Here is a 19,652-nt window from a genome sequence, read left to right as displayed (position 1 = left end):
ACAGTTTCACGGAAGCTTCAGCGTCGCTCGTCGGGGTCGCTGAACCGGCCGCCGAAGGCGCGCGCGACGACCTCGTTGAGCGCGGGGTGGACGTGGATCGTGTCGCGGATGTCGGCGACGGTGCCGCTCCCGGCCCGCATCGCCACGCAGACCTCGTGGACGAGTTGGGAGGCGTGGGGGCCGACGACGTGCGTCCCGAGGATCTCGCCGTCGGGCGCGACGAGGACCTTGACGAAGCCGGGCGGGTCGCCCATCGCCGACCCCATCGCGGTGTCGGCGTACTCGTAGCCGCCGACGCGATACTCGCGCGATTCGGCGCGGAGGTCGGCCTCCGTGACGCCGACGGCGGCGACTTGGGGGTCCGCGAAGACGGCGTGGGGCATCGCGGTGTAGTCGACGGCGTCGCGTTCGTCGCGGAGCACGTTCGCGATGACCGTGCTCGCCTCGTGATTCGCGGCGTGCTTGTAGGGGTAGCGCCCGACGATGTCGCCGAGCGCCCAGACGTTCTCCGCGCTCGTTTCGAGGTAGCGGTTCGTCGCCACGTACCCTCTGTCCGTCGTCTCGATCCCGCCCGCCGCGGCGTCGAGGCGATCCGTGTTCGGGACGCGGCCGGCGGCGACGAGGAGCTGATCGCCGCGGACGGTCGCGGTGTCGTCGCCGTCGACGGTCTCGGCGTCGAGCGCGATCCCGTCGCCGGTCTCGCGGACCGCGCTCGCCTCGAAGCCCGTCCGAACGTCGAAGCGCCGCTCGTAGCGCTCGGTGAAGTGACGAGCGACCGCGGGGTCCTCGCCGGGGAGGAGCGCGCCGCGGCGACCGACGATGGTCACGTCGCTTCCGAACGTCCCGAAGTAGTGGGCGAGCTCCGCGGCGACGTAGCCGCCGCCGACGATCACGAGGTGCTCGGGGGGCGCGTCGGCGCGAAGCGCCTCGGTGCTCGTCCAGTAGTCGACGTCCTCGATGCCCTCGACGTCCGGGATCGCGGGTCGGGTGCCGGCGGCGACGACGACCGCCTCGCCGCGGATCGTCTCGTCGCCGACCGCGAGGGTGCGCTCGTCGACGAACCGACCGGTGTCGTCGAAGAGCGTGTGGTTCTCTGAGGCCTCGATCCCGCGGCGGATCGACGCGCTGTCCCGATCGACGTGGTCGGAGACCTCCGCGACCATCCCCGAGAAGTCGACGTCCTCGACGGTGGCGTCGATGCCGAACTCGTCCGCGGTGTCGACGCCGCGTTTCACGTCGGCGCGGTGGACGAGCATCTTCGAGGGGACGCAGCCGCGATTGAGACACGTACCGCCGAGCGGGCCGTCCTCGACGACGGCGACGTCCTGTCCCTGTCGAGCGGCGACCGAGGCGACGTCCAGTCCGGAGCCCGAGCCGACGACGACGAGATCGAAGTCCTGCATACGCGGCGCTTCGACCGCCGGCGGGGAATAGCTTCGGAGACGTCGAGCGCGACGCCCCCGCCCGAAGCGAGCGCCGACCGAACCGAGAGGCGCGAGCGGGGGGAGAGGACGAGGGTGGAGGGGGGACGGCGTTCAGGAGAGGTCGACGACGACGGGGAGGTGATCGGAGGGATAGCGCCCGTTGGCGTACTGATCGCTACAGACGGCGCGGGCGTCGACGGCCCACGCGTCGCTGAGGAGGACGTGGTCGATCGTCCAGTCGGCGTGGAGGGTTCGATAATCGTTGCGCGTGGTGTTCGGGCCGTGGTCGTACGTCGCGGCGGCGCGCGAATCGCGGAGCGACTCGGTGAGGGCGTCGTGGGCGGGGTCGCCCGCCTCGCAGTTGAAGTCGCCGAGGACGATCGCCGGGGCGTCGCTCGCGGCGACGCGCGCCCGGACGAGTTCGGCGCCGCGCTTGCGGGCCGTCCGGCCCTCGTGGTCGAGGTGGATGCAGTAGACGACGAACTGCTCGCCGCTCGCGCGCTCGCGGAGGCGCGCGGACGTACAGACGCGGGGGTGAGCGGCGTCCCAGCCGACGCTCCCGGCGACGGTCGGCGTCTCGGAGAGCCAGAAGGTCTCGGACTCGACGAGCTCGAAGCGGTCGTGGGCGTAGCCGACGGGGACGTACTCGTCGGTCGCCTCGCCGGCGCCGCGCGAGCGCCCGACGAACCGGTATCGATCGAGGCGTTCGCGGACGTCCGCGAGCTGACCGGCGAGGAGCTCTTGGAGGCCGAGAACGTCCGGGTCGTGATAGCGGATCGTCCCGGCGACCGCGTCGCGCCGGTACGGCCAGCCGTCCTCGCCGTCCTCGGGGGTGTCGACGCGGACGTTGTACGTCATGGCGCGCACGGGATCCATCACCACAGCGTTCGCGCGCGGCGGGTAAAAAAGGTTGAGACGAGCGACGAGTATCGATCCGCGGGCTCTTATTCGTCAACGGCCTACGGGCAGCGATGACGCTCGTCGCCACACTACACCTCCACTGTGCGGACTTCTCGCTCGTCACGGCGTTGGCCGCCGCCCCCTCAACGACGGTCGAGGTGGAGGCGACGATGGCGGCGGATCCGAGCCGTCCGGTGTTGTTCGTGTGGGCGAGCGGTCGGGATCTCGAGCGCTTCGCGGACGCGCTCGCGTCGGCCGACGACACCGCGCGCGTCGACTGTCTCGACGACGGTGACGATGTCGGTGGCGACCGGCGACTCTATCGGGTCCAACTCGCGCCGTCGACGCCGTCGATCTACGAAACGGCGCTCGACGTCGGTGCGCCCGTCCTCGACGTGGGCGCGACCCCGGAGTACGCGTCGTTCCGTCTCCGGTTCCCCGACCGGGACGCGCTCGTCGCGTTCCGCGAGGCGCTCGTCGACGTCGGCATCGACGTCACGACCCGCTCCCTCGGGGCGAGCCGCGACGCGGAGGCGGAGCGACTGACGCGAAAGCAACGCGAGACGCTGGCTGCGGCGGTCGACGCCGGCTACTTCTCGGTCCCGCGTGAGGCGACGCTGGCGGACGTCGCCGGGGCGCTCGACGTCTCCCGGCAGGCCGCCTCCGAGCGGTTGCGCCGCGGGCTGGAGTCCCTCGCGCGCGACGCCGTCGACTGCGTCGACCCTCCCGGCTGACGATCAGCGCCCGAGTCGGGATCGCGCGCCCGCACCGACACGGCTCACGCCGCGTCGAAGCACCCGAAGCCCGACGTACAGGAGCGCGTAGGCCGCGCTGAGCGCGAGCGCGAGAGCGGTCGTGGCGGCGACGACGACGGACGAGCCCGCGCCCGCGGTGATCGTCAGCCACTCCTCGCTCAGCGTCGGACGCTCCGAGTAGGACTCGTGGAGGTACGGCGCGAGCGCGTCCGCGGGGCGACGGACGAGCGACGCGAGACAGCGGCGGGCGAACGCGGCGGGACCGGGGAGCGACATGGGTCGTGATCCGCGCGGCGCGGACAAAAACGTGCCCACCGCGGCGGGCGGTGGCGTCGTCGCGCCGTCCTCTCGCCGTTCCCTCGCCGTCGCCGCGACGCGAGGCTATTTGCCGGCGGCGGGCGACGCCGGTGACGTGAACGCGATCGCCACCGCGGATCTCCGCAAGTCGTACGGCGACCTCACGGCGCTCGCGGGGCTGACGCTCGACGTCCCCGCGGGCGAGCTGTTCGGCCTCCTCGGGCCGAACGGCGCGGGCAAGAGCACCACGATCCGGATCCTCACCGGTCAGCTCCGCCCCGACGCGGGCACGGCGTCCGTCCTCGGTGTCGATCCCGCCGCCGATCCGATCGGCGTCCGCGAGCGCGTCGGGATCCTCCCCGAGCAGGAGTCCCCGCCGAGCTTCATGACGCCGCGCGAGTACTTCGACTTCGTCGGGTCGGTGCGCGACCTCGACGCCGCGACGGTGAACGAGCGCGTCGAGACGTGGGCCGACCGGCTCGCCTACGGGGCGAAGCTTGACACGATGCACACCGACCTCTCGCGGGGCCAACAGCAGAAGGTGATGATCACCGCGGCGTTCCTCCACGACCCCGACCTCGTCTTCATCGACGAGCCGCTGGCGAACCTCGACCCGATCGTGCAGGAGGCCGTAAAACGCTTCCTCCGGGAGTATCGAGACGCCGGGAACACGGTCTTCCTCTCGACGCACGACATCGACGTCGCGGCCGACCTCTGCGATCGGGTCGAGATCGTCCACGAGGGCGAGCTGGTGGCGACGCGCCGCCCGGCGGCGCTCGACGGCGACCGACTGCTCGACGTCTTCCTCCGCGAGGTCGGTGCGGACGCGAGTGTCGGGGCTGACGCGGGCGCGGGACGATGAGCGCCGACCGCGCGGTGCTCGCGGCGATGGTCCGCGAGGAGTGGCGACTCCACAGTCGGCTGTTCGGCGGGCGGCGCTTCGCCGCGTTCCCCGTCTTCGTCGCGCTCGTCGGCGGGCTGACCGCGTGGGCGCTCGGGACGACCGGCGCGAGGACGGAGACGGTCGTCGCGGGCGCGCACGTCCTCGTCGCGCTCTTCGGCCTCCAGACGGGCACGGTCGGCCTCGTCGGCCGCGACGCGATGCGCGGGCTCTTGGGCGAGACGACGCTCGTCGTCTTCAGCGCGCACACGCTCCCGCTGCGCCAGCGCCGGCTCCTCGGGCTCTTCCTCCTGAAGGACGTCGGCTACTACGCCGTCCTCCTCCTCCTGCCGCTCGCCGTCGCGTTCGCGCCGCTCCTCCCCCTCGCCGAGCTCGCGCTCCTCTGGCTGACGCTCGTCTGGACGTTCGGGCTCGGCCTCTGCGCGACGGTCGCGGCGGTGTCGCTCGCCACCCGCGGCCGTCCCGGCAAGGTCGTCGCGGCGCTCGTCGCGTGCGCGCTCGGTGCGGCGGCCGTCGCCGGTCTCCCGGTCGCGGCGGCGACGCCCTACGCGCTCTTCGTCGCGCCCGGCATCACGAGCGCCGTCGCGGCCGCCGTCCCGCCGCTCTGTCTCCTCGCCGTCGCCGCGCTCGCCTACGACCCGGAGCACGAACCGCCGGCGCGCACCGCCGAGAACGCCTACCGCGCGTGGCGGCGCCGCGTCCCCGCGTGGGACGACCCGGTCTTCGTCAAGACGATGCTGGACGTCTCGCGCTCCGCCGGCGGCTACTGGAAGGTGCTCCTCTCCGCGGGCATCCTGGTGGCCGTGAGCGCCTTCCTCGTCTCCCTCGCCGAGTCCGTCGTCGGCCTCCGCGTCCTCCCCGGCGTCGCGTTCGGGTCGATCCTCGGGCTGACGGCGTTCACGACGTACAACTGGCTCACGCAGTTCGACGACCCGACGACGTACGCGACGCTCCCGATCGATACGAGCGCGGTCTTCGACGCGAAGCGCCGCGCCTTCGCGGTGCTCGGTCTCCCGACCGGGGTGGCGTGCTACGCCGCCGCCGCGCTCTGGCGTGGCGCCGCCATCCTCGACGCGCTCGCCGGCCTCGCGCTCTGCGTCGGTCTGCAGGCCTACCTGTTCGGCCTCACGGTCGCGCTCGCCGGTACCCGGCCGAACGAGTTCCTCTTCGACACCGTGTTGTTCGCGGGCTTCACGCTCGGCGTCGCCCTCCCCCTGGTTCCGGTACTCGTCGTCGGCTTCGTCGCCGCTCCGCTGAGCGCGCCGCTGGCCGCGGCGCTCGTCGTCGCGGGACTCGCTCTCGCCGGCGTCGGTCACGTCCTCTACGGCCGCGCCGTGCCGCGCTGGCGCGAACGCTATCGGGAGTGACCGCCCGGGTCGCCCTCGCCTCGACACGAGCCGTCGTCCCGAGCCGTCGTCACCCCTAAAGCCGCGGCGCCCCTTCGAGCACGCATGAGTGACGCCGAGGAGGGCCTCCCGCAGAGCGACGCCGAGTGGCGAGAACGCCTCGACGACGAGGAGTACCGCGTCCTCCGCGAGCGGGGGACGGAAGCGAAGTTCACCGGGGAGTTCATTGGCAAGGACGACGACGGCGTCTACCGCTGTGCGGGCTGCGACGCCGCGCTCTTCGACTCCGAGACGAAGTTCGACGGCGAGGGATCGGGGTGGCCGAGCTTCGACGACGCCATCGAGGGCAGCGTCGAGCGCCGGGAGGACACCAGCCACGGGATGGTCCGCACCGAAGTCGTCTGTGCGAACTGCGGCGGTCACCTCGGGCACGTCTTTCAGGACGGCCCGACGGAGACCGGCGAGCGCTACTGCATCAACTCCTGCGCCCTCGACTTCACCGACGAGGACGGCGACGCCGACCGATAGGGAGGCGTCGAAGACCCGATCGGGCGTGGCGCGCCCCGTGAGGACGTCGGTGCCGCCACGACGAACGCGGCGGCGACCGGAGCGGGACGCCGCGGTGACCCGCCACCCCTATCGTCGTGCGCGTCGACTCCCGGACGTGACGAGTGAACGGGAGAAGATGGTGGCCGGCGAGCGGTACGACCCGAGCGATCCCGAGCTGGTCGCGGCGCGCGAGCGGGCGCGAGAGCTGACCGCGCGCTACGACGACACCGCCCCGGGCGCCGACGGCGAGCGACGCGAGATCCTCGAAAGGCTGCTCGGCTCCGTCGGCGAGGACGTGTCCATCGAGCCGCCGTTCCACTGCGACTACGGCGAGCACGTCCACGTCGGCGACGGCTTCTACGCGAACGTCGACTGCGTGATCCTCGACGTCTGCCGGGTCGAGATCGGGGACGACTGCCTGCTCGGGCCGGGCGCCCACGTCTACACGGCGACGCATCCGCTGGACCCGGCCGAGCGCGCCGCCGGCGAGGAGTACGGGGAACCGGTGGCGATCGGGGATCGGGTGTGGCTCGGCGGGCGCGCCGTCGTGAACCCGGGCGTGAGTATCGGCGACGACAGCGTCGTCGCGTCGGGAGCCGTCGTCACCGAGGACGTCCCGGAGGGCGTCGTCGTGCGCGGGAACCCGGCGCGCGTCGCGACGGAGATCGAGTAGCTACTCCAGCCCGACGGGCGGCAACACCACGCAGGGGACCTCGACGCGGCCGACGAGCGCGCGCGCGGTCCGGCCGAGGCCGGACTCCGCGCCGGGGCCGGGTTCGTGCGCGCCGACGACGAGTTCGTCGACGCCGCCCCGTTCGAGTTCCTCCCGGATCTCGTCGACGGCCTCGCCGTCGCGGACCGCGGTCTCGACGGTCGGCGTCGTGAGGCGCGCCGACGCGACGTTCACGGCGTCGCCGGCGTCGCGCGAGCCGTCCTCGGTGACGCCGACGACGCGAACGGAGTCGCCGGCGTCGAGTCGGGGACCGAGGTAGTCGCAGGCGGCCGCGGTCGTGTGGACGGAGTCGGTCGCGACGAGGAAACGCGTCATACCGGCCACTCGCGCGCCGCCGGGAAAAACCCACGCGAACGCTACTCGTCGTCCGCGTCGTCGCCGCTCGCGGCGCGATAGCGCTCGAAGAGCGCGCGGGCGCGCTCGCTCTCGCCGGCCTCGGCCGCGACCGCGGAGTCCTCGACGGCCTCGAACTCCCGGTCCTCGTGGCCCGCCCACTCGCGGAGCGCCTCGTTGGCGGCCTGCGCGTGCTCCTCCGCGGCCGCGACGACGCCCTCGGCGGCGGCGCGCTCCTCGGGGTTCGCTGCCTCCTCGAAGGACTCGCTGTAGACGACCGTCCACTCGTCCGCACCGAGGTCGTAGCCGACGCCCTGCACGATCCCGTCGCGCACGAGCACGAGCGCGGAGACGAGGCGTTCGTCCTCGCCGCGGGCGGTGTGCGCGCTCGCGGGCGCGACCATTCGGAAGGCGTCGCTGCGGTGGAGCGCGCGCCCCTCCGCGATGGTGAGCGGCCGACTGGGGAGTGAATCCATCGCCATGGTTCGGGGGACGCGTTCGACGAAGAAGAACCGGGCGATCCGTCGCCGCCGCTCTCAACGCGGCGTCTCGAAAAAACGTGTTCTCGTGTTCGTGCCGGAGTTAGACGCGCGTGACGTTCGTCGCGCGCGGGCCCTTCTGGGCCTCCTCGATGTCGAACTCAATCTCTTCGCCCTCGGTGAGGTCCGCGCCGCCGACGTCCTCCATGTGGAAGAAGACGTCCTCGTCCGCGTCGTCAGTCTCGATGAAACCGTAACCGCCAGTTTGGTTGAAGAAGTCAACCGTTCCGCGTGCCATTACAGAGGGTACTACGCCGAACGCGACGATAAGGGTTGCGCGACGCCCGGTAGCACGGGTGTCACGCGTCCCGCGTCACTCGCTCGCGCCGGGCGTCGGGTCGAGCGGGACGGTCTCGCCCACCGTGAGCGTCGCCGTCTCCCCGCCGAGTTCGACGGTGAAGTCGCCGGCCTCGACGACCGGGTCCGCGTCGCCCGGCACCTCGCCGGGGACGACGGCGAGCGCGGCGAGCGGGAACTCGACCGTCACGCGCCGCGAGCGCCCGGGCGCGAGTTCGACCTTCTCGGAACCGAGGCGTTTGCGCCGCGGGTACTGGACGGAGCCGTACGCCTCCGTGTAGAAGGCCTCGGCGAGCGCGGTACCCGTCCGGTCGCCGGTGTTCGTCACGGTCACGCTCGCCGTCGCGGTGCCCGTGCGCGCGGCGTCCGCGACCGTGGACGGCGAGACGGTGAGATCGGAGAACGCGAACTCCGTGTAACTCTGCCCCGCGCCGAAGTCGAAGAGCGCGTCCGCGTTGTCCTTCGCGGGGTGGTACTGGTTGTAGTAGTTCGGCACTTGCCCGACGCCGTCCGGCCAGCGGAAGGCGAGGCGTCCGCCGGGGTCGGCGTCGCCGTAGAGGACGTCCGCGACGGCGCCGCCGGCGCTCCCCGGATAGTACGCCATCACGAAGGCGTCGAGCTTGGCGAGCGTCTCGCTCGTCCCGCGCGGCCGGCCGGCGACGAGGAGACCGACGACCTCCGTGTCGAGGTCGGCCACGGCGTCCACGAGCTCACGCTGGGCGGCCGGGAGGGCGAGTTCGTCCGTGTTCCCGAACCCCTCGGCGTACGGTCCCTCGCCGAGGACGAGGACGACGCGGTCGGCGGTCTTCGCGTCCGCGACGATCGCGGCCTTCGTCTCGGCGTCGAGGGACCACTCGTCGTCGCTCCAGCGGTTGAACGCGTAGCCGGTCTCGTGGACGGCGACGCCGCCGATGGCCCGCGAGCGCACGCCGTCCGCGATGGTCGTCGCCCACGGTTTCGCGTCGTCGGCGTGGAGGCCCTGCCAGCCGATGGTCCACCCGCCGCACTGCGCGCGGACGTCGTCGACGTTCGGGCCGGCGAGCACGACGTTCTGCGTCGGGGCGAGCGGGAGCGCGTCGCCCTCGTTCTTCAGGAGGGTGAGGGACTCGCGGACGGCCTCGCGAGCGGCGTCCTTCGCGCCGCCGACGACGTCCGGGGCGCGCGTCGGGTCGACGTACGGGTCGTCGAGGAGGCCGAGTTCGGCCTTCAGTTCGAGCGAGCGCCGCGCGGCCTCGTCGATGCGCGACTCCGGCACCTCGCCGGCCTCGACGAGGTCGCGAAGCGCCGCGTGGAACTCATCGACGTGCGAGAGATCGGAGAGCATCGCCATGTCGACGCCGGCGTTGACGCCGGCTTTCACGGCCGCCCGGAGGTCCGGGGCGTACTCGTGCATCTCGACCATCCGGTGGAAGTCGTTCCAGTCGGAGACGGCGAGGCCCTCGAAGCCCATCCGGTCGCGGAGGACGTCGGTGAGGAGCCACGAGGAGGCGTGCGCGGGCACGCCGTTGACGGAGCCGCTGTTGATCATCACCGTCAGGGGCTCCTCCTGGAGGCCCATGTGGTGGGGGACGAGGTGGTTCTCCACGAGGTCGCGGACCGGGATGCGGGCGGGACTGCGGTCGTCGCCGTTCTGCGGCTCGCTGTACGCGGCGAAGTGCTTCACGCTCGCGGCGACGCCGCCGTGTTCCGCGTCGCCCTCCTGGAGGCCGCGAACGGCCGCCGCGCCGAGCTCGCCCGTCAGGTGCGGGTCCTCGGAGAGCGTCTCGTAGAAGCGCCCCCAGCGGGGGTCGCGGGCGATCCCGCTCGTCGGGGCGAACCCCCAGTGGGCGCCGATCGCGGACGCCGAGTCACCGGTGTGTCTCGCCGCGGCCGCCATCAGCTCGGGGTCCCGCGTCGCGCCCATCCCGACGTTGTGCGGGAACGCCGTCGCCCCCTCGACGGTGACGTTCCCGTGGACAGTGTCGAGGCCGTAGACGAACGGGACGCCGTTTCCCTCGCCGATCGCGTACTCCTGGAGGGCGTTGACGCCCTTGGCGAGTTCGACGGGATCGCGCGACGGCGGGTAGGCCGAGCCGGTGAGGAGCGAACCGACGTGGTAGTCGGTGAACAGCGACGCAATCTCGTTCGCGTCGACCGTCGAGACGTTCGCCTGGATCATCTGCCCGATCTTCTCATCGACGCTCATCTCCGCGAGGATCGCCTCGACGTCCGTCTCCGGCGGCGCCGGGCGCGACCCGTCGCCGTACGTCTGCATCTCCTGGGCGCTAACGCCCTCGGAGCCGCCGGCGACGGCGGCCGCACCGAGCGCGCCCGTCGCCTGGAGGAACCGTCGACGCGAATGCGTGATCTTTTCCGACATGTTTCACCGCGAATTGATCGTACGTGATGTAAAAACATTACTATATATGTACGTAACGATAGTCAAGGATACCGCGGCCGTCGCCGGCGCGCCGGCGACGGCCGGTCGGCGAGCGTCGTGCGCGACCGCGAGCGCGTCCCGAACGCGTTCGCTACGGAGCGCGAAGAGTCGGGCCGCTTCTCGTCCGCGTTCAGGTCGTCCGTCAACCGACGACGGCCGGGCGAGCCGGCGTTACCGGCGTCGCGTGAGGGCGACGAGGAGCACGAGCGCGCCGAGGAGCGCGAGCGCGCCCGCGAGGAGGCCGAACCCGGGCGACGAGCCGCCGGACGTCCCCGGGGAGCTCTCGCTGCCCGCGAGCGACGGACGGATGTCGTTCACCGCGGCGACGTCCGGGCCGTTCACGACCGTCACCGTCTCGTTCGCGTGCACGACGCGGTACGCGCCCCGATAGCCGTCGTCCCCGGAGACGATCCAGACGCCGTCCTCGCGGGTCGCGCCGTGCGCCTTCAGCGCCGCGACGTAGCCGGCCGCGAAGTCGCCCGCGTCGGTCTCGGTCTCCCACGCGGTCTTCCAGACGAAGCCGTCCGCGTCGCCGTTCCGGTAGGGGAGCACCGCGTCGCCCGCCCACCCCGCCGAGGCCGGCGCGGCGTAGCGGAACGTCCGATAGCCGTCGTCCGCGCGGATGTCCGTCGGCACGACGCCCGCGTCGTAGCGCGCGCTCTGCCACCAGAGCCCCATGAATATCGAGGCCTCGCCGAGCGTGTCCGTCCCGTTCACGCCGACGCTCGGATACGTCCGCCAGCCGTTCGTCGCCGCGTCGCGATCGACGGCGACGTCCGTCACCGCGGGGGCGTCACCGTGGATGACCTCGCTCGTCGTGGTCGGCGGGTCGCGCCACGCGGCGTCGACAGCCGCCCAGCCGCCGCGCTCGATGAGCTCGTTGACGTATCCCGGCCCGCTCGCGTACGGGAAGTAGAGCGTGTACTGCAGGCTCTGAGGGGGCGACGGGCCGGTCGACGCCGGGGAGTCGGACGACGAATCGTCGCTCGACGGCGTGGCGACGCAGCGCCACGTCCCGTTCGTACAGCGCCGGGTGTACTGTCGCTGGACGTATCGAGCCTCGCCCTCGATGAGCCCGCTCGTGGCGAGTTGCGCGTCCTGCGTCTCGCCGCCGTACTTCGCCGCACCGAGGTCGTAGGTCTGATCTTGGAGGGCGTGGGTCAGCTCGTGGGCGAGCGTCGCCCGGTCGATGTACGCCCGCTTCCCGGAGGGGACGATGATCTCGATGGCGTCGTCGCTCGGCGAGTAGAACCCTTGGACGCTGTTCGAGTAGTACGAGGACGTCGCCGAGGAAAGGTTCGTCTCGTCGCCGACGATCAGGGCGGCCTCCCACACCTGTTGGTTCCACCGCGCGTACGTCGCGTTCGTCGGCGCGTTCGATCGGTTCGCGCGGTACGCGTCCCGCGACATGACGTTCACGGGGACCGGCGTCTCGAAGTCGTGCCCGCGGAGGCGTTCGACGCGCGCCATCGTCCGCCGGACGTACGCGCGGATCTCCGCGTCGCTCAGCCCGTCGGACTGATCGACGTCGATCGCGGTGTCGTACCGATAGCCGTCGACGTAGCCGATAGATCGGTTCGAGTCGGTCGCGTCGTCGGCCTGTGCGGGCGCGGGAGTGTCGGTCGCGGGCGCAGTCGCGCTCGCGCTCGCGCTCCCCCGATCGACGCCCGACGCGCCGGCGGCTGTCGCGTTCGCCGTCGCCGCGCTCGACGCGACGAGGAGAACGACGACGAGAAGCGTTCGCAGTCGTGTGCGCATCTACCGGTTCTTCGGGCGGCCCGGCAAAGTCCCTGTGGGTTACGAGCGCGGCTTCACGACGGTATCGCACGACGGACAGGCGGCGTACGCGGCCTCGCCGTCGTCGTCCTCGTACTCGATGAGCACCGCGGTCGCGGGGACGTCGGCCCCGCACTCCGGACAGCGACCCAGCGCCCCGTCGGTCCCGTCGGCACCGTCGGCGTCAGTCATTCCCGTATCGAATACGAGTCACCGAACGGCCATAACTGTTCGGCGGGGAGGGGAAGGGTCTTCCGTGGCGGTCGCCTGCCCGCGGGTATGCACGGCGTGGAGGTGGTCGAGACGGCGGCGGCGTTCCGCGAGGCGCTCGCGGTCCGATACGCCGTCTTCGTCGACGAACAGGGCGTCCCGGCGTCGGTCGAGGTGGACGACCACGAGGCCGAGGCGACGCACTTCCTCGCCCGCGTCGACGGCGCGGCCGTCGGCACCGCGCGCTATCGGACGGCCGAGTCGGGCGCGGCGAAGATCGAGCGCGTCGCCGTCCGCGACACCCACCGCGGCGAGGGGTGGGGCGCGCGCCTGATGGACGCGGCCGAGGCCCGCGCCCGCGAGGCGGGACACGACCGCGCGGTCCTCGACGCCCAGACGAGCGCCGCGGGCTTCTACGCCGCGCGAGGCTACGAGCGGGTCGGCGACGTCTTCGACGAGGCGGGGATCCCGCACGTCACGATGGAGCGTCCGCTCGACGAGTAGGGGGCCGCGCGAACCGGTCGCCGGGCCGCGGACCGTCTGCCGCCGCGCTCGCCGCCGGGACGGATCCGACACCCGATCCCCGCGTCTCAGAGTTCGACGTCGGTCGCGGAGTCGACCGCGAAGCGGGTCGCCTCGGGGTCGCCCGCGAGGACGTCGGAGAGGCCGGCGACGAACGCTCGGAAGTGCTCGCTCTCCTCGTGGGCCTCGACGGCCGCGGCGTCCTCGTAGCGTTCGACGAACCGGAGGACGGTCTCGTCCTCGACGTCGACCGCGGCGTGGTAGTCGATGACGCCCGGTTCCTCGGTGGACGCCGCGACGACGTCGCGGGCGAGGTCGAGGGCTTCCTCGCGGTGATCCGGGTCGATCGGGAAGGTCGCGTGCACGACGATCATCACGGGCGCCTAGGACGACCCACCGCAAAAGCCGTCGGGTGGCGGTAGTCGTAGCCGTCACCGAGTCCGGAGGGACAGCACTAAGAACGGACGCGACGTGCGGGCGAGTATGGACGACGAGCGCAGACGCGTCCTCGACCTCCTGTGCGAGGACGCCCGGTACACGGCGGAGGACGTCGCCCGACAACTCGACCTCACCCCGGAGGACGTCGAGGCGCACGTCGAGGCCCTCGAAAACGCCGGGGTCGTGCGCGGCTACACCGCGGTCGTGGACTGGGCGGCGCTCGACGACGGAATCGTCGAGGCGAAAGTCGAGTTGAACGTCGAGCTCGACCGCGAGACGGGATACGAGGACATCTCCCGTCGCATCGCCAAGTTCCCCGAGGTGACGGCGTTCCAGCTCGTCAGCGGCGACTACGACTTCGCCCTGGAGGTCCGCGCCGACACGATGAACGCGGTGTCGCGCTTCGTCTCCGAGGAGATCGCCCCGATCCCCGAGGTGACCCAGACGGTCACGCACTACGTCATGGAGACCTACAAGGACGACGGGATCGAGTTCGACGACGGCGAGACGGACGACCGGCTCTCGTACTCCCCATGAGCCGCCTCTCCGAGCGCGCGGAGCGAACGCCGCCGTCGGGCATCCGGCGGTTCTTCGAGATCGCCGAGGAGATGGACGACGTCGTCTCGCTCGGCGTCGGCGAACCCGACTTCAGCGCGCCGTGGCCCGCCCGGAAGGCCGCCATCGACGCCCTGGAGCGCGGACAGACCTCCTACACGTCGAATCGCGGCCGGCGCGACCTCCGCGAGGCCATCGAGGCCCACGTGACGCGCTACGGGCACGAGTACGACGCGGACGAGGAGATCCTCGTCACGACGGGCGTCAGCGAGGCGATGGACCTCGCCATGCGCGCGCTCGTCGACCCCGGCGACGTCGTCGCGGTCGCCGAACCCGCCTACATCTCCTACGGACCGGACGCCTCGTTCGCCGGCGGGGAGGTCCTCCGCGTGCCGACGCGGGCCGAGGACGAGTTTCGACTCACGTACGACGCCTTGGAGCGCGCCGGCGCGGAGCGCGCCGACCTCCTCGTGCTCTGCTACCCCAACAATCCGACGGGCGCGGTGATGGACGCCTCGGGGTTCGCGGAGGTCGCGACGTTCGCGCGCGAACACGACCTCTTCGTCCTCTCGGACGAGGTGTACGCGGCGCTCACCTACGAGGGCGAACACGACAGCATCGCCACCCAGCCGGGGATGCGCGAGCGCACCGTCGTCTTCAACGGCTTCTCGAAGGCGTACGCGATGACCGGCCTCCGATTGGGGTACGCGATGGGTCCCCCCGAGGTCATCGACGGGATGAACCGCATCCATCAGTACACGATGCTCTCCGCGCCGACGACCGCGCAGGCCGCGGCGCTCGAAGCCCTGCACTCCTGCGACGACGCCGTCGTCGACATGCGCGAACAGTACGACCGGCGTCGGCGCTTCGTGCTCTCGCGCTTTCGGGAGATGGGTCTGGAGTGCTTCGAGGCGCGCGGGGCGTTCTACGTCTTCCCGTCGGTCCCCGGCGACGACGAGCGGTTCGCGGAGGAGCTCCTCCGCGAGGCGGAGGTCGCCGTGGTCCCCGGGCGCGTCTTCGGCGACGGCGGCGAGGGTCACGTCCGCGTCTCGTACGCGCGATCGCTCCCCGAGCTCCGCGAGGCCACGAACCGCATCGAGGACTTCCTCGCCGAGCACCGCTGAGCGCGGGCGCGAACCGTCGCGGCGACGGCCGATCCGGAAAATCCGGTGAGCGCGACGCGAACCGATCAGAACTCGTATTCGTCGCCGAGCGAGCGCTCGCTCGTCTCGCGCATGTCCGCCTCGAACTCCCCCATCTCGGCCTCCTCGTCGCTCCCCGACGTGGCGTCGTAGACGTTCAACCCCGTCGAGAGGAGCTCTTCGACCGCCTCCTTGCGGTTGAAGAACTCGCCATCGTCGACGAGGCGGTCGATTTCGACTTCGAGATCGCTCGGGAGGTCGACTTCGGCGGTAGGCATCGTGGGGGGTGGTTTCCGCGCGGGACGTTTCAACCCTGCGGCCCGGCGCTCGCGTCGCCCGCGTTCCCGTAGACGGTGCCGACGAGGACGGCCACGACGCCCACGGCGAGGACGGCGCCGAGGACGAAGGGCGGCCACGGCGAGACGACGTAGAGCGCGGTCATCGCCGGCGGCCCGACGGTCCGTCCGAGGCTCCCCGCGCTCTGCGTGATACCGAACGCCGCGCCCTGCTCGTCCGGCGGCGCGGCCGCGGAGACGAGCGTCGAGAGGGCGACGTTCAACAGGCCGTTCCCGAACGACAGCACCGCGAGGACGACGAGGAGGGCGACCAACGCGGGCGTGAACCACGGTGGCGCGCCGGCGAGCAGGGACGGCGGGACGACGGCCTCGCCGATGACCGGGGTGAACGGGACGGCGGCGAGCGAACCGACGAGCGCGAGCGCGCCGACGACGGCGAGCGCGTCGTCGCGGTACCGACGGGAGAGCCGTCCGACGACGACCGCCTGATTCACCACGCCGAGCACGCCGATGTACGTGAGGAGGAGCGCCGTCTCGGCCTCCCCGTAGTCGAAGGTGTCGGCCGCGAACGGGACGAAAACGACCTGCATCCCGGAGAACGCGACCGAGACGAGGAGGAAGGTCGCGACGTACGGGCGCAGCGCCGCCGAGCGCGCGGCCCCGAGGAAGCCCGAGACGACACCGGTGCGGCGCGCGGAGCCGCGGTGACGCGCGGGCTCCGGGAGGAAGGCGTACGCGGCGACGCAAGCCAAAGCGGAGAGGCCCGCGGCGGCGAAGCTCGGGAGGCTGAACCGCGTCGCGGGGACGAACGCGGGGAAAGCCGCGCGGGCCGCGGCGACGACGGGGTCGCTGGCGAGGAGGCCGCCGAGCGCCGGTCCGAAGACGAAGCCGAGGCCGAAGGCCGCGCCGATGAGGCCGAGCGCCCCCGCGCGCTCCTCCCGCGTCGTGACGTCCGCGATGTACGCCTGTGCGGTGGCGACGTTCCCCCCCATCGCGCCGGCGATCATCCGCGCGACGAAGAGGGCGCCCACGCCGCCCGCGACGCCGAACAGGGCCTCGAACTCCGCGCCGAGGCCGAACACGGTCCACGCGACGGCGCTCCCGGCGACCGAGAGCATCAGCACCGGCCGGCGGCCGTGCTCGTCGCTGAGGCGACCGAGAAGCGGCGCGAAGACGAACTGCAACAGCGAGTACGACGCCGCGAGCAGGCCGATGTAGACGTCGCTCACCCCGAAGCTCCGGACGTAGTAGGGGAGGATGGGGATGATGATGCCGAACCCGAGGAGGTCGATGAAGACGATGGCGATCACGGTGGCGAGCGCGCGCCGCGGCCGATCGAGTCCGGTGGGCGCATCACCGTCCGATTCGCCGCCCGCGTCCGCGCTCGTCGCCTCGGGGTCGCTCACCGCGGTCCCCCGTCCCGGTCGTGCATACCGCGCCGTGCAAGCGCCGGCGGCAAGTCGGTTGCGACCGCGGCAGCGCGAACCGGACGATATCTAAGGGTCGAGCGCATACGCCCGGTGACGACCCGCACGGGGACAGCATGAGTGCATCCGACGACGACCTCGACCTCGCGCGCGTTCTGGATGCGCTCAACGACGCGGACTGTCGGGCCTTCCTCGATGCGCTCGAAGAACCAATGACGGCGAACGAACTCTCGGAGGCGTGCGACGTGCCACTCTCGACGACTTACAGGAAACTCGAACTGCTCACCGACGCGACGCTCGTCGACGAGGAGACGGAGGTCCGATCGGACGGCAGACACCGCTCGCGCTATCGGGCGGCGTTCGACTCCCTCGAAGTCGCGTTCGACGACGACCACGACCTCGACCTCGACGTCGAGCGACCCGCGCGCGGCCCCTCCGAACGCCTCGCGGACATCTGGGCGGAGGTGCAAAAGGAGACGTGACCCCGATGGGAATCGGACTCGCGACCCTCGTGACGATCCTGAAGACGGTGACGCTCCTCCTCGGGGGTGCGATCACGTACTTCGCCTACGAGGCGTCGATCCGCACGCACTCGCGCTCGATCCGCCTGCTCGCGCTCGGCTTCGGTGTCGTCACCCTCGGTGCGCTCTTCGCCGGCTTCGTCGACACGCTCCTCCACGTCGACCCGATGCTCGCGCTCGTCATCGAGAGCGGGTTCACCGGCGTCGGCTTCGCCGTCATCCTCTACTCGCTCTACGTGGAGGACTGAGCCGGACTGGCCACGTCCGTGCCGGAATCGACGGCTTCTCACCGGCGAAGGACGAACGCGGCACAACGCGGACGCCACGGACATGACCGACGGAACGCCCACCCACGACGAGAGCGACGAGACGGACGACGAGCACGACGGCCCGGTCGACCGCGACCAACTCGCGCACGCGACCCGCCTCCTCCTCGACGCCATCGGCGAGGACCCCGGCCGCGACGGACTCGTCGAGACGTGGGAGCGTCGCGTCCCCGCCGCCTATGAGGAGCTCACGCGCGGCTACCGCGAGGACGAGCGCCCGACGATGCGGACCTTCGACACTGACGCCGACGACCTCGTCGTCAAGACCGGGATCCCCATCTACTCGCTCTGCGAACACCACCTCCTTCCGTTCCACGGGGTCGCACACGTCGCCTACCGACCGGACGGAGAAGTCGTCGGGCTCTCGAAGCTCGCGCGCTACGTCAAGTGGGCGTCCCGGAAGCTCACCGTCCAAGAGCGTCTGACCCGCGACATCGCGGAGGGCCTCGATGAGGCCGTCGCGGCCGACGCCGTCGCCGTCGAACTCTCCACGACCCACCTCTGCGAGGCGATGCGCGGCGTCGAGGCGCACACCACGACGACCTCGCGGGCCACCGTGGGCGACCTCAGCGCGGACGAGCGCGACCGGTTCCGCGACGCCATCGCCGCCGAGCACTGATGCAGCGAACGGTCGCCGGGACGACCGTCCGCGGCCTCGACGTCGGCCCCGAGACCCGCTGTGCGCACTACGACGCCGCCCGCGACGTGATCGCCATCCGCGCGGCGTGCTGTGACGCCTACTATCCCTGTCGCGCCTGCCACGATGCCGTCGCCGACCACGAGCACCGGGCGATCCCGCGCGACGCCTTCGACGACCCGGCGGTCCTCTGCGGGGCCTGCGGGGCGGCGCTCACCGTCCGCGAGTACGCCGACTGCGACGACGCGTGCCCGTCCTGTGGCCACGCGTTCAACCCCGGCTGTAAACGCCACTGGCGCAGGTACTTCGCCGAGCGATAGCGACACGGCCGGCTCTACGAGCGGAGAAAGTCGATGAAAGTAGGGGTCGCGCTCGCCTCGTCAGGCCTCGGCGAGAACGTAGGCGGGACCGGAGGTCCCGCTCGCACTGACTTCGGCTTACGCCTCAGCCAGATTGCGTGAGACGCTCGCGCGTCTCACTAATGCTTGCCTCGGCTTACGCCTCGGCAAGCACAACGCAGGACGCGTAGCGTCCTGCTGGCTCTCACGTCGCTTACGCCTCAGCCAGTACGTCGTCGAACTCGCCGTCGTCGACGCGGGCCTTGAAGCCGCGCGCGTCCTCGCCCTCGATGGTGACGCCGAGAGAGGCGCAGGTGCCCGCGACTTCCTTCGCGGCGTTCTTCGTGTCGTACGAGAGCAGGTCGGACTTCTTCTGCTCCGCGATGGACTTCAGCTGCTCGATGGAGAGGTCCGCGACGAAGTCCTTCTGGGGCTCGCCGGACCCGGTCTCGAAGCCGGCCTCGTCCTTGATGAGCTCCGCCGTCGGCGGGACACCGACGTCGATGGAGAAGGAGCCGTCCTCCTCGTACTCGACGGTGACGGGGACTTCCGTGCCGTCGAAGGCCGCGGTCTGGTCGTTGATCTCCTCGACGACCGCCTGCACGTCGACGGGCGTGGGACCGAGCTCCGGGCCGAGGGGCGGGCCGGGGTTGGCCTGCCCGCCGGGGACGAGCACTTCGATGGTATCAGCCATGCGTGGACGCAATCGCGCGGCGGATTTAAACCGTTCGAAAGCCGGCGATCGCCGCGGCCCGCGGGCCGCCCCCTCACGGGAGACTGATGCCCTGTCGGGCGAGGTAATCACTCGCGGCCCGGATCTCGACCGGACTCCCGATGATCCGAACGACGCCGTCGCGCTCGAACAGCGTCACGGTGAACCGCTCGTCGAGCGGCGCGTCGAGGCCGTCGAGCGCCCCGGCCGGGAGGACGATCTGCGTGCTGTCCCGGTAGCGCGACGGATCACCCATACC

Annotated in this window: 26 protein-coding genes; 12 read left to right on the top strand and 14 right to left on the bottom strand. The window is 71.6% G+C overall.

Annotated elements, in window-relative coordinates:
* Positions 1–17 precede the first annotated feature (17 nt).
* Together IEX91_RS12770 and IEX91_RS12765 are read right to left on the bottom strand one after the other, a co-directional pair.
* Positions 18–1,403, bottom strand: a complete 1,386-nt coding sequence (locus tag IEX91_RS12770) for a dihydrolipoyl dehydrogenase (RefSeq protein ID WP_188879425.1) — start codon at positions 1,401–1,403, stop codon at positions 18–20.
* 132 nt (positions 1,404–1,535) lie between these two features.
* The gene (locus tag IEX91_RS12765; RefSeq protein WP_188879424.1) at positions 1,536–2,300 is read right to left on the bottom strand and encodes an endonuclease/exonuclease/phosphatase family protein; all 765 of its coding nucleotides are present in this window, start codon (positions 2,298–2,300) and stop codon (positions 1,536–1,538) included.
* Positions 2,301–2,395: 95 nt separating this feature from the next.
* Between IEX91_RS12765 and IEX91_RS12760 the strand changes: the two genes are divergently transcribed.
* Positions 2,396–3,058 (top strand): helix-turn-helix domain-containing protein, encoded by a 663-nt coding sequence (locus tag IEX91_RS12760; RefSeq protein ID WP_188879422.1) that lies wholly within the window; start codon positions 2,396–2,398, stop codon positions 3,056–3,058.
* A 3-nt stretch (positions 3,059–3,061) separates the two neighbouring features.
* On the opposite strand, the gene IEX91_RS12755 is transcribed toward IEX91_RS12760, so the two are convergent.
* Positions 3,062–3,355: a hypothetical protein gene (locus IEX91_RS12755; protein ID WP_188879420.1), complete on the bottom strand. Its 294-nt coding sequence runs from the start codon at positions 3,353–3,355 to the stop codon at positions 3,062–3,064.
* A gap of 136 nt (positions 3,356–3,491) precedes the next feature.
* Here IEX91_RS12755 and IEX91_RS12750 point away from each other — a divergent pair, with 136 nt between their 5' ends.
* The 4 genes from IEX91_RS12750 (at position 3,492) to IEX91_RS12735 (ending at position 6,845) form a co-directional block, all read left to right on the top strand.
* Positions 3,492–4,238 carry an ABC transporter ATP-binding protein gene (locus IEX91_RS12750; protein ID WP_229772883.1) on the top strand — a complete coding sequence of 249 codons (747 nt, stop codon included), beginning with the start codon at positions 3,492–3,494 and terminating at the stop codon, positions 4,236–4,238.
* Positions 4,235–5,644, top strand: a complete 1,410-nt coding sequence (locus tag IEX91_RS12745; RefSeq protein ID WP_229772872.1) for a hypothetical protein — start codon at positions 4,235–4,237, stop codon at positions 5,642–5,644. The genes IEX91_RS12750 and IEX91_RS12745 overlap by 4 nt, the downstream gene beginning before the upstream one ends.
* Before the next feature lie 84 nt (positions 5,645–5,728).
* Positions 5,729–6,151 carry a peptide-methionine (R)-S-oxide reductase MsrB gene (gene msrB, locus IEX91_RS12740; RefSeq protein ID WP_188879417.1) on the top strand — a complete coding sequence of 141 codons (423 nt, stop codon included), beginning with the start codon at positions 5,729–5,731 and terminating at the stop codon, positions 6,149–6,151.
* Between the two features lie 136 nt (positions 6,152–6,287).
* Positions 6,288–6,845 (top strand): sugar O-acetyltransferase, encoded by a 558-nt coding sequence (locus IEX91_RS12735; protein WP_188879416.1) that lies wholly within the window; start codon positions 6,288–6,290, stop codon positions 6,843–6,845.
* On the opposite strand, the gene IEX91_RS12730 is transcribed toward IEX91_RS12735, so the two are convergent.
* The 6 genes from IEX91_RS12730 to IEX91_RS12705 form a co-directional block, all read right to left on the bottom strand.
* Positions 6,846–7,220, bottom strand: a complete 375-nt coding sequence (locus tag IEX91_RS12730) for a universal stress protein (RefSeq protein WP_188879415.1) — start codon at positions 7,218–7,220, stop codon at positions 6,846–6,848.
* Between the two features lie 41 nt (positions 7,221–7,261).
* A complete protein-coding gene (locus IEX91_RS12725) occupies positions 7,262–7,720 on the bottom strand; it encodes a hypothetical protein (protein WP_188879413.1) in 459 nt (152 codons plus the stop codon).
* A gap of 100 nt (positions 7,721–7,820) precedes the next feature.
* Positions 7,821–8,015, bottom strand: coding sequence for a cold-shock protein (locus tag IEX91_RS12720; protein WP_188879411.1), 195 nt, complete (start codon positions 8,013–8,015; stop codon positions 7,821–7,823).
* 75 nt (positions 8,016–8,090) lie between these two features.
* Complete coding sequence (locus IEX91_RS12715; protein WP_188879410.1) at positions 8,091–10,433, bottom strand: glycoside hydrolase family 3 N-terminal domain-containing protein; 2,343 nt, start codon at positions 10,431–10,433, stop codon at positions 8,091–8,093.
* A gap of 231 nt (positions 10,434–10,664) precedes the next feature.
* Positions 10,665–12,251 (bottom strand): Hvo_1808 family surface protein, encoded by a 1,587-nt coding sequence (locus IEX91_RS12710; RefSeq protein WP_188879408.1) that lies wholly within the window; start codon positions 12,249–12,251, stop codon positions 10,665–10,667.
* A 39-nt stretch (positions 12,252–12,290) separates the two neighbouring features.
* On the bottom strand, positions 12,291–12,461 hold the full coding sequence (locus IEX91_RS12705; protein WP_188879406.1) for a DUF7837 family putative zinc-binding protein: 171 nt from the start codon (positions 12,459–12,461) through the stop codon (positions 12,291–12,293).
* Positions 12,462–12,548: 87 nt separating this feature from the next.
* Between IEX91_RS12705 and IEX91_RS12700 the strand changes: the two genes are divergently transcribed.
* Positions 12,549–12,983 (top strand): GNAT family N-acetyltransferase, encoded by a 435-nt coding sequence (locus IEX91_RS12700; protein WP_188879404.1) that lies wholly within the window; start codon positions 12,549–12,551, stop codon positions 12,981–12,983.
* An 86-nt stretch (positions 12,984–13,069) separates the two neighbouring features.
* Here IEX91_RS12700 and IEX91_RS12695 read toward each other — a convergent pair whose 3' ends face one another.
* Positions 13,070–13,375 carry a putative quinol monooxygenase gene (locus tag IEX91_RS12695; protein WP_188879402.1) on the bottom strand — a complete coding sequence of 102 codons (306 nt, stop codon included), beginning with the start codon at positions 13,373–13,375 and terminating at the stop codon, positions 13,070–13,072.
* 109 nt (positions 13,376–13,484) lie between these two features.
* Between IEX91_RS12695 and IEX91_RS12690 the strand changes: the two genes are divergently transcribed.
* A complete protein-coding gene (locus IEX91_RS12690; protein WP_188879400.1) occupies positions 13,485–13,976 on the top strand; it encodes an Lrp/AsnC family transcriptional regulator in 492 nt (163 codons plus the stop codon).
* A complete protein-coding gene (locus tag IEX91_RS12685) occupies positions 13,973–15,118 on the top strand; it encodes a pyridoxal phosphate-dependent aminotransferase (protein WP_188879398.1) in 1,146 nt (381 codons plus the stop codon). Before IEX91_RS12690 ends, IEX91_RS12685 begins: the two co-directional genes overlap by 4 nt.
* Positions 15,119–15,183: 65 nt before the next feature.
* Here the strand turns inward: IEX91_RS12685 and IEX91_RS12680 are convergent, their stop codons facing one another.
* Together IEX91_RS12680 and IEX91_RS12675 are read right to left on the bottom strand one after the other, a co-directional pair.
* Entirely contained in the window at positions 15,184–15,414 is a 231-nt protein-coding gene (locus IEX91_RS12680; protein ID WP_188879396.1) for a DUF7120 family protein, read from the bottom strand.
* Positions 15,415–15,443: 29 nt separating this feature from the next.
* Entirely contained in the window at positions 15,444–16,838 is a 1,395-nt protein-coding gene (locus tag IEX91_RS12675; RefSeq protein ID WP_188879394.1) for an MFS transporter, read from the bottom strand.
* Positions 16,839–16,975: 137 nt separating this feature from the next.
* On the opposite strand from IEX91_RS12675, the gene IEX91_RS12670 reads away from it, so the two are divergent.
* From IEX91_RS12670 to IEX91_RS12655, 4 genes are all read left to right on the top strand, one after another.
* Positions 16,976–17,341 carry an ArsR/SmtB family transcription factor gene (locus IEX91_RS12670; protein WP_188879392.1) on the top strand — a complete coding sequence of 122 codons (366 nt, stop codon included), beginning with the start codon at positions 16,976–16,978 and terminating at the stop codon, positions 17,339–17,341.
* A gap of 5 nt (positions 17,342–17,346) precedes the next feature.
* Positions 17,347–17,628, top strand: a complete 282-nt coding sequence (locus IEX91_RS12665) for a DUF7521 family protein (protein WP_188879391.1) — start codon at positions 17,347–17,349, stop codon at positions 17,626–17,628.
* Between the two features lie 82 nt (positions 17,629–17,710).
* The gene (gene folE, locus IEX91_RS12660; protein ID WP_188879390.1) at positions 17,711–18,325 is read left to right on the top strand and encodes a GTP cyclohydrolase I; all 615 of its coding nucleotides are present in this window, start codon (positions 17,711–17,713) and stop codon (positions 18,323–18,325) included.
* Positions 18,325–18,663, top strand: coding sequence for a CHY zinc finger protein (locus IEX91_RS12655; protein ID WP_188879389.1), 339 nt, complete (start codon positions 18,325–18,327; stop codon positions 18,661–18,663). The genes folE and IEX91_RS12655 overlap by 1 nt, the downstream gene beginning before the upstream one ends.
* 232 nt (positions 18,664–18,895) lie before the next feature.
* On the opposite strand, the gene IEX91_RS12650 is transcribed toward IEX91_RS12655, so the two are convergent.
* Together IEX91_RS12650 and IEX91_RS12645 are read right to left on the bottom strand one after the other, a co-directional pair.
* Positions 18,896–19,375 carry a 50S ribosomal protein L11 gene (locus tag IEX91_RS12650; protein ID WP_188879387.1) on the bottom strand — a complete coding sequence of 160 codons (480 nt, stop codon included), beginning with the start codon at positions 19,373–19,375 and terminating at the stop codon, positions 18,896–18,898.
* A gap of 73 nt (positions 19,376–19,448) precedes the next feature.
* Positions 19,449–19,649: a VNG_1110C family protein gene (locus IEX91_RS12645; RefSeq protein ID WP_188879386.1), complete on the bottom strand. Its 201-nt coding sequence runs from the start codon at positions 19,647–19,649 to the stop codon at positions 19,449–19,451.
* Positions 19,650–19,652: the final 3 nt, after the last annotated feature.

The sequence above is a fragment of the Halarchaeum nitratireducens genome (genome assembly GCF_014647155.1).
GTDB classification, from domain to species: Archaea; Halobacteriota; Halobacteria; order Halobacteriales; family Halobacteriaceae; genus Halarchaeum; species Halarchaeum nitratireducens.
Note: the sequence above shows the minus strand (reverse complement) of the source record. Positions and strands in the feature narration are given on the sequence as shown.